Below are 14,099 nucleotides of genomic sequence, written 5' to 3' on the forward strand. Positions count from 1 at the left end.
CGCCTCTCGAATCATCTCAAAGTCGTTCTCGCAAAACAACTTTCGCTGATTCGGCGCCTCGATGCGCTCGATCCGTGTGAGATATCCGGGCTAGGCGACCGGCTGAAAGAAATCGCCGCACGAGGCATCACCATCCTTGTCGTCGAACACAATGTGCCATTCGTTCTCAGGGTCTGCGACAGACTGTTGCTGTTGGAAAACGGTCAGGTGACCTGCCGCGCCGATCTGAAGGAACGGCTTCCCGCCAGCCTGGCGGCATATCTCCGACATGATCCGACTCCAACTCCGGTGCGGGCAGCATCATGAACCTTGCGGTGGCGCACATGTCGGCTTGGTACGGCCAGGCTCTCGCTCTGGACGATATTAGTCTTACGGTCGAGAAAGGCCGCGTCGTTGGAATTCTCGGTCACAATGGGGCCGGTAAGACAACTCTGCTCAGGTCGATCGCTGGCCTTCACGACCACTGCAGCGGCGAGATTCGGCTGGGCGATCTGTCTATCGCCGGCTTGCGAGCTTCGGAAAGAGCGCTGAAGGGTCTCACGCTGCTTCGTGAAGGCGGGAGGCTGCCTGCCTCGTTGACGGTGACACAGAACCTCGTTCTGGGACAGCGGCTGGCGCGCGCACGGGGTCGTACGCCGCGCGAGATCAATCAGGTGTGGGAATGGTTTCCGATACTCGAAACATTGCGGGAAAGAAAAGCCGGACTGCTTAGCGGCGGCCAACGGCAGGCATTGGCGCTTGCGGTCACGTTCGTCTCCGAGCCGAGTTTGATCCTGCTCGACGAGCCGTCTGCCGGTCTTGCGCCGCCTGTCGCGCGCGAATTGTTTGCTCTCATCGGCCGGCTTGCCGCGACCGGTTATCCATGACGACCAACTGCCAAGGTCATGAAAAAGAAATGAGACTATTTTGGGTTGTGCGATTTGCGGCCGCGGGGATTTGTCTTCAGGGTGGGCGCTGGTAGTTGATCGTCTGCCTGCTCAGCATCCAGAGGACTCTGACGCAGTTACAGCTGCCGCCGGCAATTGTGGACGTGCGAAATGCTCGGTCGCTTGGCAGTTGTATGCCCGCGGCAGCAGGGGGGCCTGGCAACTCGTCGCTGCTGTCGCAGTTTCACGCATTCTTCAATGCTTCCGGCTTTCGACTCACGCTGAGCGCACCTCGGAAGCGTCCGCCGTCGATTTATCAATCTATTATCGAGATGGGGCATTGAATCACTTCGTGTGATTTCCGTCCGTCTTCGAAGACGTCAACGACAAGACTTGCAGCAAGGCCGATAGAAAAGCTTGAGCGGGTGCAGCGGCCATGTCTATGTCTATTACGACAATGTCGGTGGAGAAATTCTGCAAGCAGCGGTCAACAACATGGCGCCTCGCGGACGAATCGTGCTCTGTGGAAGGTCGGCAACAAGCCTTGGGAAGAGCTGGTCCCGGTTGTCTGTGCAAAAGAAAGGGCCTGATGGCCCGCTATTCCCCACTCACGAGGTCACCAAACGGCACCCAGCGTCCTGACTCGAACTTCTGCAATTGGAATTTGTTGATCACACTGTAGTTGTCCGGCGTGGTCGTTACCGTGATGCCGGGAAGCAGCATTGGCACTTTTACTTGAGTTAGATGGGAGCTGATTTCCAGCAGGTTTTCGTGTGTTAGCGTCGATCCGGCTTTTTCGAGAACGTGCGCCATTAGATATGACGCAAGGTAACCAACCAGGATGCTGTCGCTGTTCGGGTCTTTCTGCGGAAGATACTCCTTGGCCCAAGCTAGATATCCCCTGACATCGTCATCATTCTCCCACCTGCGATCTGCTGGATCCTTGCTGTAGGCCGTAGAGATTAGGCCTTCAGACTGTTCAAGGCCGGCGGGCTTAAGCACGGTCTCCAGCCCAGAAGAAATGCTACATGTGAGAGACACTGGTTTCCAGCCAATCTCATGGCGCAGGCGGATCTGCATAGCGCCGAACTTTTGCGTCCCTACGAAATAGAATACGTTTGCACCGGATGCTTTCGCAGCGACAATCTGGGATTGGATCGTCGGCGCGGTTACCTCGTAGCTTTGTTCACTTATGATTAGTGTCCCGGCCTTCTCGCCAAGGCCGGCCTTGAAGCCGGCTAAATAATCCTTTCCAAAGTCGTCATTCTGGTAAACGACAGCAATCTTCGGATCTGGAATCGCAGAAAGCACGTAGCGAGCCGTTGCGCGCCCCTCTGCCCCGAAGTTCGGGAGCAGCGGTACCGTCCACGGAAAGGCCTTTGGATCGTTGAATCGGCTGGCGCCAGTCGCAATAAAAAGCTGCGGGATTCTTCTTGCATTTAGATATTTTTGTACTGCGGCGTTCGTGGGCGTGCCGAGCGATCCATACACGGCTAATACTTCGTCGCTCTCGATGAGCCGACGTGTAAGCTCTACGGTCTTTGGTGGATTGTATCCGTCGTCGACAGAATGGAGTCTGATCATACGACCATGAATACCGCCTTTTTTGTTGATGTCGTCGAAGTACGCAATTGAGGCCAGCCCGACCGCTGCTGAAGCCGAAACCGCGCCGCTATAGGGGATAGTTTGCCCCAGCCTGATCTCGGTATCAGAAGCGCCCGGATCGTACTTCTGGGCAAATGCGGCTCCTATCGTTAGGACGAACAACAACGTGGCTGTAAGCGTCTTTCCAGAAATGATTTTTCCTCCCCTCGGAAATTGAACTGAATTCATAGCCGCCCCCGCGGGCTCACCCTCTTTCTTATCGGGTCATCTGTGTATGCTATCGTTAGCATACAACTAAAGCCGCCGCCGGCGGATTGCAATTGGAGATTTCACAGCAAGGGGGGCCTCAAGAGATCAGTGGGAGACGATTTCGACTATCAATTGATGCAAACGAAAGCATATGATGCATCTAACGATGGTCGCGGCGGTCCGCACTTACTCTGCCGAGCGGGAGGTCGTGCAAGTGGCTCCCTCGGCCATGATAGCGGCCGCCGTTATGAACGGCTCTCCGGCCTGTGATATCGATAGAAGGGGGGCGCTTCAGTATTGCTATGATCACTGCCAAAGACCTTGCCAACGAACTGCAACTGTCCGTATCCACGGTCGGTCGTGCACTTGCCAACGATTCGAGGATCAGCCTAGCGACGAGGCAGCGCGTCACGGAGGCGGCTTTCCGGGCGGGATACGTTGCCAATCGCGCAGCTCAAATGATGCGCGGAGCATCCAGCAAACTTGTAGGATTGATGCTCCCCGACCTAGGGAACAGCCAGTACAGCATCGGGGCTCATGCTCTCTCGAAGTGCATGGAAGCCGCAGGCTACCAGTTGGTCTTGTCAGAAACCAACGACGATCCCGCCGCGGAATTGCGCCATCTGCGCGAGTTATGCAGCGCGGGGGTCGCCGGTATCGTCATCGTTCCCAGCGTCAAGCCGCTCCCGGAGTCTGTCAGGCTGCTGAAGAAGACACCTTACGTGCAACTGATCCGTCGGAGTTCGCTGCTGTACGATCAGTGGTTTTGTTTCGACAATGTCCAAGCACTTCGGATGGCCACTCGGCATCTGCTAGAGCTGGGCCATTCGCGCATTGCCTACATCGGCCCTCCGCGTACGGTGACCGTTGGGCAGGAGCGCCTTGAGGGTTTCCTAATGGCCCAGGACAACCTGCCAATCGATGAGGAGCTGACGATCTTCGGACCCGGCGTTTCGTCGGAATTTGGGCGCCAGGCCTTGCGTCGGTTGCTCGATCTGAAGCATCCCCCAACGGGATTGGTGCTGGGCTCCCTCCAAATCACACGCGGCATACTCGACGAAGTCGTGGATGGCGGCATTCAGATTCCCCAGCAGTTGTCGGTGGTGGGATTCAGCGACGAGCCGGGCTTTCGATGGTGGGGGCCGGGCCTGACGACGATCTCCGTGCCAAACGCGGAGATCACAACCGCCTGCGGTCTCTGGCTCATTCACCAGATGAAACAGGGTGCATCTGCCGGCGCAGCTTCTCCCTATGGTTCAGTTACACCAGGCAAACTTGTTGTCAGGGGCAGCACGGGCAGCATCAGCGTTGATAAGATCAATCGACGCGCACGTCACGGAGAGCCCGAGAGCGCGCGATAACGTCAGGGCGTCGGATCCTCTGCAGTCACCGATAAGCTCGTCCTCCATCTACGACAAAATTGCTGCCAATGACACATGACGCGTCGCTGCTGAGCAGGAAGGTCACGACGTTCGCCACTTCTTGGGCCCGTGCCAGGCGACCCAGCGCATAGCGGGAAATAAACCTGTCCCGATCTACCTCGGGCATGGCCAGATATCCGTTCATCATGGGAGTATCAACTGCTCCAGGACAGACGCTGTTCACGCGGATGGCAGGTCCCAACTCAGCGGCGATCGTTCGGCTGTATTGAAGCAGCCCGGCCTTCGCCGCGGAGTAACCTGCGCTGCTAACACCGGGCATCAGTGCGGCAAGGGCGGCGATATTGACGATGGTCGAGCTTTCTCCGGTGTTTGCGGCTTGGCGCAAATGACGCAGCGCCGCGCGGCAGGCAAGGAAGGGGGCCGTCAGGTTAGCCGCGATGCTTTCGTTCCAGCGTGCGAGATCACTCTCCTCTAATGTACAGACATCAAGGACGCCGACTGCGTTCACCAGCCCATCGATACCGGCCATGTGCTGTGCGCATTCGTCGATCGCGCGGGTTGTCATTGCTTCATCCCGCAGGTCGACACTAATCGCAAATCCGCCGGTCGAGGCTCGAACTTGCTCGAGTTGTTCCTTTCTGCGCCCTAGCACGCAGATCGTGGCACCCTCCGCTACGCAGCCCTCGGCGACCGCCCGACCAATACCCGTGCCCCCGCCGGTGATCAGGATGCGACGTCCTCGGAGTCGTCCCTTCAATGTCGGCTCGCTTTCTGCCCTGATCTTCGCCGCTCCTGCGGCCGTCTTCATGTCGGGACCATTCATCGGATTGCCAACAATACCTTTCCAAAATGTTCGTTGCGTTGCACTAGCGTCTGTGCAGCCGAAGCTGCACTGAGCGGGAAGATTCGATCGATTCTCGGCATGAGCCGACCCTCGATCACATGCGGTAGAACGTCGGTGGCGAACGAACGAGCTATTGCAGCTTTGTCCTCGAGGCTGCGCGAGCGGAACGTGACGCCGATTAGTCGGGCGCGTTTGAAAGCAAGCATTCCGATGTCGAGCGTATCGCTGCTTCCCCCAAGTCGTCCGACGGTGACAAGGCGACCGCTTATTGCCAAGCTTTGAAGATTCCCGGTGAGCGCTCCACCGCCGACCATATCGATGACGAGATTGGCCCCTCGCCCCTCGGTCGCTTTTCTCGCCTCGGCGGGCCAGTCGGTCTCCATGAGCAGGCCCAGGTCGACCACTGTGTCCACCAGTTGCCGCAGCTTGGCATTGGAGCGGGCAACGCCCACAACGGTGCGCGCGCCGCCCAGTCGGGCGAGTTGGGCGGCAGCCTGTCCTACACCAGAGGTCACGCCCTGTATCAGAACGGTTTCTCCGGCGCGCAATTCTCCTTGGTTGAAGAGCGCGTCGTGCGCCGTCATGTACCAAGCGGGCAGCGCAGCCGCTACCTGCCAGGAAACTCCCTCGGGAATTGGGACAGCAAGCCGACAGTCGACAGCTGCGAATTCTGCGTGGGAGCCTCGCGACAAGGCCATCACGCGATCCCCCATCTTGAACCCGACGCAGTGGCGGCCAACTTCCACGACTTCGCCGGCCAGTTCACTGCCAGCGATCGTTTCGGGAGGATAGTGATCGGCCGTCAGCGCAAGATCCGCGCGATTGAAGCCAGCCATTTCCACTCGCACAACGACTTCATTGTCTCCGACTTGTGGCGCGGGCAGCTCGGCAAGGACCAAGCGCGGGTGCAACGAGGCACTGGTATCGACGATCAGGCCCTTCACCTCGGAGGCCCTTCGCATTTGTCGGCATCGAGCCCGTCGTATTTGGCTGACTCCAAAGACATCCAGTGATCAAGATTGACGGCGTTTGCAAATATCGTTCGCGCACGCTTTTCGTCGGTGCGGATGGGTGGAGCTTCTCCACGCTCCGTGGCGCGCTTGAGGTCTTCCAAAGCGTCGACAAGTGCCGTGCACATTGGCAGCAGCAGCGCGAGCGGATACAGAATCTGCGTGTACCCGAGCGCGTGCAACTCCGATACCGACAGAGAGGGCCATCCTTCCCCACCATAGACAACCACGGAGAGTGGTGTTCCCCGAAAAGTGCGGCCGATGCGCTCGATCTCGTCTGCTTTGCGCACTCCTGCAATGAAGAGGCCGTCGACGCCGCAACGCAGGTAGAGTTCTCCACGACGAAGCGCCGCCTCCATGCCGTGCGCGCCGTAGGCATCGGTCCGCCCGATGATCCAGAAGTCGCGGCTGCTGCGTGTTTCAACCGCAATGCGCAATTTTGCTGCAATTTGATCGTCGCTTACGACATCCAGGGCTGCGTTCTGTCCTGGACGCTTTGCGGATCGCGTCTGATCTTCCAGCACCAGCGCGCCAACACCGAGCACTTCGTTAACCTGTACTGTGCGGGCGACCGACTTTATGTCGCCATAGCCATCGTCCCCATCGCCCATGCAGGCAATCGAAGTAGCATCAAGAATGTCACGGGTGATCGCCGACATGTCCGCCAGCCCAGCGATGCCCAGATCCGGCAAACCATAGCGTGCGGCCAGTGCGCCAGAGCCCCCGATGGCCATCGCAGAGAATCCCGCTTGCTGGATCAATCGCGCGGACAATGCGTCGTGCGCGCATGGCATCACCAGGGGGCTTCCAGATGAAAGGAGCGTTTGGAAAGTGGGGCGTGCCGGCATGCTCAACTTTTGCAGATGGGTGCAGGAGGCATCTCGTTTCAAGACGAAACGCTCGCGGTGAAGGTGGAAGGAATTGGATCTCGATGCCCCGTTGGGCCGGCAATCTCATGCAATCGTTATACATGCCATTGATCTATGATCTCCCTCCCATTCTGTCAGTTTTGCCTTCCCTTTAGGATGACGTTGCGCTAACGATAGCATAGAACCTGTAAAGCGTAAAGCGGGTCTGGCGCCGGTTTTGATGCGTGTGTTGGAAATGGAGGAGATGAGCAATGAAGAGGCGATCGGTCAATCCAGAGGTGTCCGAAGCGTTTGGTTCGGATCATTCAGCCCGCCGTTATCGCTATGCGGAGGAGGTCCGCGGTTTCCCTGCGGCCATTTGATTTCTTGGAGGGGGCTGACGATGGATGCCCGGCTCGTCTCGTGCAAGTGGGTGCACCTCTGCCAGTTATTCAAACATCCGGAGGTGGCTCCGGATGCTTGCGCAATAAGAAAGTTGGCCGGAAGCGAAGTCGCCGGCATGACGAGGAGGGATCGGATTGATCCAGCTTTGCGGATGCCACCGAGCAACGAACTTGCAGTTCAAAAGAAGCGAACGTTTCGCCAGGAATCATCCATGCGAGACGTTCGAGATTGTGCAGGAGACGATGCCGCTTAGTTGGTCGGAGATCTGGAGTCGTTACATCGCTGCAAATTCGACCGCGCTCAGCCAAAGTCGGGAGCGGGGGGCGATGACCGTCGTTTATGGCGAGAAGAGCTGGGCGCGTTCCGACCGACGGGACGAGGCCAGGTGGCGACTGCCCAATTGGGGGCGCATCGTCCGCGCTCTTGCTCAGGGGTGGGAGTTTGCAGCTCGCGATATGCCGGGATCTGAATTGTTTTTCGAAGGCAAGGGAGAATCTGGTTACGAGCTCGACCGATCGGCGCAGCCTCGGCACTGCGTGCTCAGCGTCGATGTCGCGAGCGCTCGGATCATTCGCGGCGTTGTCGACATGCCGCGGTCGGCTAATTCGAATTCGCGTACGACGATGCTCAGGCTGTTGTGGGTCGGCGCAATGGGAATGTCGCATACTCTTCGCTTATCACTTCGCCGGCTAAGAACGCCGCGTACCATCACGTTGGGTAGGTCGCCTCAAACACTATCCATTCAAGCGGTGCAAGCTGGAGCGGTTCGACAGCAAGACCCGGAGCCTTTTAGGCGGGCCATTCCGATGACACAGACAAATATCGCGTGCGGAAATGCAGGACGTCTCCCGCGACCTTCCACGGGTGCGGGAGCCAACGGCAGCTCATAAACCTCGCTGTCGTGCGATGTGTACCAGCGGGATGTGCGTGGATCACTGTGTGGCCGAGATTCAAATGGAATCGCGGTCCATGGCTGCGGTATCCGCGTGATCAAGAGGAGATGCGACATGAACGATGTTCGGGATATTGAAAACGAGTGGGTGCATCTTGCCTACGACGGACGTCTGAAGTTTGCCGAGACGTATGGTTTTGCGGGTAGCCAAGGGACGGTCAACCTTGAGGGAGTCTTGATACGGCCCAGGAACCGGCCTTCCAAAACGTTGATGGTCTTGATGCATCCGAGCTCCACGCTGCACCTGCTGCCGGTGCCGCGAGCGCTTGCTAAAGCGGGTATGCATGTGTTGTGCGCTGCCAGCCAATATCCGAAGAATGATGCCGCCTTGATCATGGAGAAGGTTGTCCTCGATCTTGGCGCCTATGTTCGGCACGCCAAAAGGGAGTGGGGATATGAGAGGGTCGTGCTTCTGGGATGGAGTGGAGGTGGATCATTGTCCTTGTTCTACCAGTCCCAAGCCGAGTCACCGACCATCGTCGATACACCGGCAGGTGACCCCGTAGATATAATAGCTGCTGGTCTCGTTCCCGCGGACGCGGTAATTTTTCAGTCGGCGCATGCGAGTAGGGCGCTAATGCTTGCTGAGGTGATTGATCCATCTGTTCGCGATGAAGTGAATCCCGATGACCGCGATGTCGAGCTCGACATCTATGACCATCGCAACCCTAACCAGCCGCCATATGCACCCGAATATGTCGCCCGCTATCGCGCGGCACAGCTTGCGCGCATTCGGCGGATCACGGCTTGGGTGAAGGGGATGCTCGCAGAACTCAAGAGCCGAAACACGGATGAAATCGAGCGCGGCTTTGTCGTTCACCGAACATGGGCAGATCCACGATTTCTGGACCCATCCTTGGATCCCAACGACCGCAAGCCAGGCGGGCTGTTGATGGGAAAGCCCGAGACGGTCAACTCCGGACCTATCGGGCTCGCGCGGTTCTGCACATTGCGGTCTTGGCTCTCCCAGTGGTCTCTGGACGATTCTCGGGCCAATGGTTTCGTTTGTGCTGCGGGCATTTCTGCCCCGCTTCTCGTCATTGAGGGCAGCGCGGATGATGGCGTACCTCAACCGCACTCCAGGAGGATTTTCGAGGCCTCCACCGCGAAGGACAAGACGATGCACGTGATCAGAGGAGCGACACATTACTATGCAAATCAGCCGGAGCAGATTGCCGAGGCGACACGACTAATCAGCGATTGGCTCACTTCGCGCCATTTGCTTTAGCTCTTTCGGCAATCTGTGACGAGGATCTCCTCTGTAGATAAGAGGCTTTTTGCCGGCGTCCTCTGCGCGACAGAAAGATCGTTCCTTTCGCCAAGTCACCGAGGCGCACGTCCACACGCAAAATGACTGGATGCAACCAATGACCTCGGCAGTAACCCGAGTCGCCAATGCGAACGAAGAATGACGTCATGGAACTGGAAGAAAAGCCCCGTCAGAAGAGCCTCGAAGACCGGTATGACCTCCGTGAAGGTTACGTATCATTGTCCGGTACCCAGGCGTTGGCGCGTCTGCCATTGGAGCAGCACTGGCGCGATCGCGAGCTGGGGCTCAACACCGGCGGCTTCATCTCAGGTTACCGTGGCTCGCCATTAGGTGGTTACGATCAAGAACTCTGGCGGATAGCTTCCAGACTCGAGGACTGCAATATTCAGTTTCAGCCCGGCGTTAACGAGGATCTGGCGGCAACCGCGGTGTGGGGCACGCAATACGTCAATCTTTACCCGGGAGCTAAGGTCGACGGAGTCTTCGGCATTTGGTACGGCAAGAGTCCCGGCGTAGATCGCAGCGGGGACGCCTTCCAGCACGCCAACACGGCTGGCACTTCCCCAAACGGCGGTGTGATAGCTTTGGTCGGCGACGATCATGCCGCCAAGTCGTCGTCGAGGTCGGCACAATCAGACATGCAGCTGAAGGCCGCCGGCATACCGACACTCTATCCGTCCAACACGCAGGAGATCCTTGATTACGGACTGCATGGCATCGCCATGAGCCGCTACGCCGGCTGCTGGGTGGCTATCAAGCTGGTGACCGATGTTGTGGAGACGACGACAACGGTAGAGGTCGGGCTCTCCCGGGTCCGACCCAATCAGCCGCCGCTGCCGACGCAGGCACCCGGTGGTTTGCATATCCGCGCCAACGAACCCCCGCTCGACATGGAGGCGCGGCTTTACCAGCATCGGCTCCCAGCGGCGATCGCTTACGCGCGTGCGAACGGATTGAACAGGATCATGCTCGCCCCCGCGAAGCCCCGGTTGGGTATCGCGTCCGCCGGCAAGAGCTGGACTGATGTACGCAGCGCGCTTGCGGCGCTAGGGCTCGATGACACTGCGGTCGAGGGCGCGGGCATCCGCCTGCTGAAGTTCGGCATGAGTTGGCCCGTCGACCCGCTCGTCGTTGAGACGTTCGTGGAAGGGCTCGACCAGATCCTCGTCGTCGAAGAGAAGCGGCCATTCCTGGAAGATCAGATCAAAGCCATCTTGCAGAGCAGCCTTCGAGGCTCGGGAGTCCGAGTGTGGGGCAAGGCGGATCCGTTGGACGCGAGCCGCGCACCGCCGGGGATTGTTCTGCTGCCAATAGCGAGCGAGCTCACGCCGATAAGCATCGCTCGTACCATCGCCGGGCTTGTCGGATTGCCGGACGTCGATGAAACTCGATACGGGGCGGTCACGTCCTCCGCCGTTGCCGGGCTACTGCGCACGCCGAACTTCTGTTCTGGGTGTCCCCACAACCGGTCGACCGTTGTGCCCGAAGGCAGCCGGACGATGCCCGGCATCGGTTGTCACGGGATGGCCATGTGGATCCGGCCCGAGAACACCGGGACCGTGACGCACATGGGCGCGGAAGGCATGTTCTGGGTCGGGCAGTCGCGCTTCACCGCCGAGCAGCACGTATTCGTCAATATCGGGGATGGCACGTTCTTCCATTCGGGAAGCTTGGCAATCCGACAGGCAGTGGCTGCCGGGGTACGAATGACCTACAAGCTGCTCTTCAATGGCTATGTGTCCATGACGGGAGGACAGAAGATTGACGGCGAATTGACCGTCACGCGCGCCATCGAGATGGTGTTGGCCGAGGGGGTAGCCAAGGTGGTCGTGGTGGCTGACGACGTTAAACGCTATGACGCGATCAGGCTGCCGGCGAGAACCCCTGTCAGACCACGGAACGAATTAGATCTGGTCCAGCGCGAACTGCGCGACTTCGACGGCGTTTCGGTACTGATATACGACCAGGCTTGCGCAACGGAGCTGCGGCGGCAGCGCAAGCGGAATCCGTCGTTGGATGTCGCACGGCGTGCCTTGATCAATGCCGAGGTGTGCGAGGGCTGCGGCGACTGCGGCGTCAAGTCCAATTGCATGTCGATCGAACCGCTCGAAACCGAATTGGGCCGCAAGCGAAAGATCAATCAGTCGAGTTGCAACAAGGATCTCTCCTGCGTAGAGGGGTTTTGTCCAAGTTTCGTGACAGTGCGCGGAGGGCGTCTGAAAAAACAGGCGGCGGACCTTCGGTCGCAAGACGGTTGGAGTGCGCTACCACTTCCAACGTTGCCCGACACCACAGGTGGATATGGTGTGCTCATCGCGGGCGTTGGTGGAACCGGCATTGTGACTGTCGGTGCAATTCTAGGTATGGCTGCAAGCCTTGAGGGAAGGCAATCCAGCGTGTTGGACGTCACAGGCATTGCGCAGAAATACGGTGCGGTGATGTCGCACTTGCGTTTCGCGCCGCAAGGCGAGGAGTTACGCAGCGCGAGACTTGGCGTGGGTGAAGCGGACCTGTTGATCGGCTGTGATTTGATCGTTGCATCAGGAGATGAGGCGCTCGGCAAGCTGAGAGCTGGTGACAGCTACGTTATCGTGAATACAACGCTTGCGCCGACGGCGGCGTTTCCCAAGATGCCAGACTGGCAAGCGGACATTGATGGCTTGACTGGAAGGCTGCGCGGCATGGTCGGCGAACGGGTGCGGACGCTGGAAGCTAGCGATATCGCAACGGCGCTCATGGGAGATGCGATCGCGGTGAACATGTTCTTGCTCGGTTATGCATGGCAGCTCGGTCGTGTTCCCGTCGGCTTGGACGCGCTCTTCCGCGCCATCGAGTTGAACGGTGTCCAGGTAGACTTCAATCGCACCAGCTTCGAATGGGGACGCCGCATGGCGGTCGATCCCCGAGCCGTCCAGTGTCATATGACGAGCGGATCGAAGCCAGGTGTTGCGAGCGTGATCCGGCTTGCCCAACTCCCCCTGGAGCAGCTCGAGGACATCGTCGCCGATCGCCGCAGGCGACTCGTCGCTTATCAAGGCGAGGGTTTGGCTGAACGGTATGTGGCCATGGTGGAGCGCGTCAGGCAGGCCGATGAGCTTATCGGTGCGGAGGGGCGCTTGGCCAGAGCCGTTGCGCGCTATTACTACAAGCTGCTTGCGAACAAGGACGAGTTTGAGGTCGCGCGCATCTACGCATCGCCAGCCTTCAGAAAGGAAATCGAAGATCAGTTCGAGGGAGGCTACCAGGTACGGCTAAACCTGGGAGCCTGGCCTTTCGCGAAACGCGATCCGGTGACAGGGGCTCTGCAGAAACGTGAGTTAGGTCCTTGGATATTTCCGGCTTTACGCGTGCTGCAATCGCTTCGGGGCTTGCGCGGCACTTGGCTAGACCCGTTTCGCAACAACTCCGAGCGAAAGCTGGCACGCGAGGTGCTCGCGGCTTACGAAGATGATCTCGCTTTCCTCCTGACGCAGGCCCGACGCGTGGTTAGTGCCTCGGATGCCGTCGCCTTGGCGTCGCTCCCGGAGAAGATTCGGGGATACGGACACGTGCGGGACACGTATGCAAAAGAGGTCGCGGCTTCGCGCCTGGAACTGCGAACGAAATGCGTGAGCGGCATGACGGAGCAGAACGCGACAAGCATGGCGTGGTCGCCTGAAAACAAACATCTCGAGACCGCGCGCCGCGGAAAAGACCGGGCGAATGTCGGTCAGGCAGACTTCTCATGAGCTTCACTCTTTACGACGCGTTGGTGCCGTCCTGGCTACAGATATTGGATTCGGTCTCGAGTTTATTGGACAAAGCTGACGCTTACTGCGCGAAACAGCAACTGGCGCCAATGACGCTCATCGATACTCGTCTCGCACCGGACATGTATCCGTTAGGATATCAGGTTAAGGCCACCGTTGTGCATTCTATCGGTGCGTTGGAAGGAGCGCGTATGGGGGCCTACCTTCCCGATCGGTCGCCCTGGCCAGATAGCTTTGCGGGGCTCCGCGATCAGGTGGCCACTGCCATTGACCGGCTGTCAGCCCTTAGCCGGGCCGAGGTCAACGGATTCCTGGGGCGCGATTTACGATTCGAGGCCGGTTCATACAAACTGAATTTTCTCGTAGAGGACTTCCTCTTGTCCTTCTCGCAGCCCAATTTCTATTTTCACTCGACGACCGCATACGACATTTTGCGGGCGCAGGGCGTCGCTGTCGGCAAGATCGACTTCCTGGGCAAGCTGCGCCACCGGGTGTAGGCGGGCTCCAGTCTCCAAGCCGAGACGAGCTCTAGATCTGCTTCCGAGGGTGGTGGAGTGGATCGGGTCAGTCAAAGCTCATTTGTGGTGAGGTGGGGCTAGCCGAGGAGTCCGGAATGGCCGCATTGCGCCTCGCATGACCGCAAGCGTCTGTACGTTGCCGCCGGTGCAAGCGCATGGCGGATGGTCCGCTACATTGGACGATGCTTTGGAGGCGAGCACAGGAAGAGGCCTCATGCCGACTGCGATCAGAGGCAGTTGGTTGCTGATGGAACCGAACATTCACTTATTTTGCGAACGTTAGCCTAATCCGACCGTTGTCAGCTTCGAATGCCCTAGCGTGCTTTGGCCCGAAAATGTCCATCCATGCAGAACTAAAATGCTCTTCGGGGGTCGCTAAAGCATAGACGCGCCATCGTGCC

At 58.7% G+C, this 14,099-nt stretch carries 9 protein-coding genes and 1 pseudogene; 6 read left to right on the forward strand and 4 right to left on the reverse strand.

The window, feature by feature from the left end; translation table 11 throughout:
• Both ABIA90_RS41505 and ABIA90_RS41510 read left to right on the forward strand, forming a co-directional pair.
• Positions 1–306, forward strand: a pseudogene (locus tag ABIA90_RS41505) (hypothetical protein); the annotation flags it as partial.
• Positions 303–866, forward strand: coding sequence for an ABC transporter ATP-binding protein (locus ABIA90_RS41510; RefSeq protein WP_247309662.1), 564 nt, complete (start codon positions 303–305; stop codon positions 864–866). The pseudogene ABIA90_RS41505 and the gene ABIA90_RS41510, both read left to right, overlap by 4 nt.
• Positions 867–1,463: 597 nt before the next feature.
• Here the strand turns inward: ABIA90_RS41510 and ABIA90_RS41515 are convergent.
• Positions 1,464–2,699 carry an ABC transporter substrate-binding protein gene (locus ABIA90_RS41515; RefSeq protein WP_247311599.1) on the reverse strand — a complete coding sequence of 412 codons (1,236 nt, stop codon included), beginning with the start codon at positions 2,697–2,699 and terminating at the stop codon, positions 1,464–1,466.
• Between the two features lie 323 nt (positions 2,700–3,022).
• Here ABIA90_RS41515 and ABIA90_RS41520 point away from each other — a divergent pair, with 323 nt between their 5' ends.
• Positions 3,023–4,081 (forward strand): LacI family DNA-binding transcriptional regulator, encoded by a 1,059-nt coding sequence (locus tag ABIA90_RS41520; RefSeq protein ID WP_247311596.1) that lies wholly within the window; start codon positions 3,023–3,025, stop codon positions 4,079–4,081.
• A gap of 25 nt (positions 4,082–4,106) precedes the next feature.
• On the opposite strand, the gene ABIA90_RS41525 is transcribed toward ABIA90_RS41520, so the two are convergent.
• The 3 genes from ABIA90_RS41525 to ABIA90_RS41535 are packed head-to-tail and all read right to left on the reverse strand — an operon-like array spanning position 4,107 to position 6,804.
• On the reverse strand, positions 4,107–4,910 hold the full coding sequence (locus ABIA90_RS41525) for an SDR family NAD(P)-dependent oxidoreductase (protein ID WP_354116565.1): 804 nt from the start codon (positions 4,908–4,910) through the stop codon (positions 4,107–4,109).
• A gap of 11 nt (positions 4,911–4,921) precedes the next feature.
• Positions 4,922–5,890, reverse strand: a complete 969-nt coding sequence (locus tag ABIA90_RS41530; RefSeq protein ID WP_354121692.1) for a zinc-binding dehydrogenase — start codon at positions 5,888–5,890, stop codon at positions 4,922–4,924.
• Positions 5,887–6,804 (reverse strand): isocitrate lyase/PEP mutase family protein, encoded by a 918-nt coding sequence (locus ABIA90_RS41535; protein ID WP_354116567.1) that lies wholly within the window; start codon positions 6,802–6,804, stop codon positions 5,887–5,889. The genes ABIA90_RS41530 and ABIA90_RS41535 overlap by 4 nt, the downstream gene beginning before the upstream one ends.
• A 1,412-nt stretch (positions 6,805–8,216) precedes the next feature.
• Between ABIA90_RS41535 and ABIA90_RS41540 the strand changes: the two genes are divergently transcribed.
• The 3 genes from ABIA90_RS41540 to ABIA90_RS41550 all read left to right on the forward strand — a co-directional run bounded on the left by ABIA90_RS41540 (position 8,217) and on the right by ABIA90_RS41550 (position 13,677).
• Positions 8,217–9,389 carry an alpha/beta hydrolase gene (locus tag ABIA90_RS41540; protein ID WP_354116568.1) on the forward strand — a complete coding sequence of 391 codons (1,173 nt, stop codon included), beginning with the start codon at positions 8,217–8,219 and terminating at the stop codon, positions 9,387–9,389.
• Between the two features lie 188 nt (positions 9,390–9,577).
• Positions 9,578–13,159, forward strand: coding sequence for an indolepyruvate ferredoxin oxidoreductase family protein (locus ABIA90_RS41545; RefSeq protein WP_354121693.1), 3,582 nt, complete (start codon positions 9,578–9,580; stop codon positions 13,157–13,159).
• Entirely contained in the window at positions 13,156–13,677 is a 522-nt protein-coding gene (locus ABIA90_RS41550; RefSeq protein ID WP_354116570.1) for a DUF1993 domain-containing protein, read from the forward strand. The genes ABIA90_RS41545 and ABIA90_RS41550 overlap by 4 nt, the downstream gene beginning before the upstream one ends.
• The last annotated feature ends 422 nt before the right edge of the window (positions 13,678–14,099 follow it).

It is taken from the genome of Bradyrhizobium sp. LA6.8 (assembly GCF_040547935.1).
Lineage (GTDB): Bacteria > Pseudomonadota > Alphaproteobacteria > Rhizobiales > Xanthobacteraceae > Bradyrhizobium > Bradyrhizobium barranii.

Coding starts and splice junctions, on each gene's coding strand:
- ABIA90_RS41545 (WP_354121693.1), top strand. CDS start 9,578: ATGGAACTGGAAGAAAAGCCCCGTCAGAAGAGCCTCGAAGACCGGTAT.
- ABIA90_RS41540 (WP_354116568.1), top strand. CDS start 8,217: ATGAACGATGTTCGGGATATTGAAAACGAGTGGGTGCATCTTGCCTAC.
- ABIA90_RS41515 (WP_247311599.1), bottom strand. CDS start 2,699: ATGAATTCAGTTCAATTTCCGAGGGGAGGAAAAATCATTTCTGGAAAG.
- ABIA90_RS41510 (WP_247309662.1), top strand. CDS start 303: ATGAACCTTGCGGTGGCGCACATGTCGGCTTGGTACGGCCAGGCTCTC.
- ABIA90_RS41550 (WP_354116570.1), top strand. CDS start 13,156: ATGAGCTTCACTCTTTACGACGCGTTGGTGCCGTCCTGGCTACAGATA.
- ABIA90_RS41520 (WP_247311596.1), top strand. CDS start 3,023: ATGATCACTGCCAAAGACCTTGCCAACGAACTGCAACTGTCCGTATCC.
- ABIA90_RS41525 (WP_354116565.1), bottom strand. CDS start 4,910: ATGAAGACGGCCGCAGGAGCGGCGAAGATCAGGGCAGAAAGCGAGCCG.
- ABIA90_RS41535 (WP_354116567.1), bottom strand. CDS start 6,804: ATGCCGGCACGCCCCACTTTCCAAACGCTCCTTTCATCTGGAAGCCCC.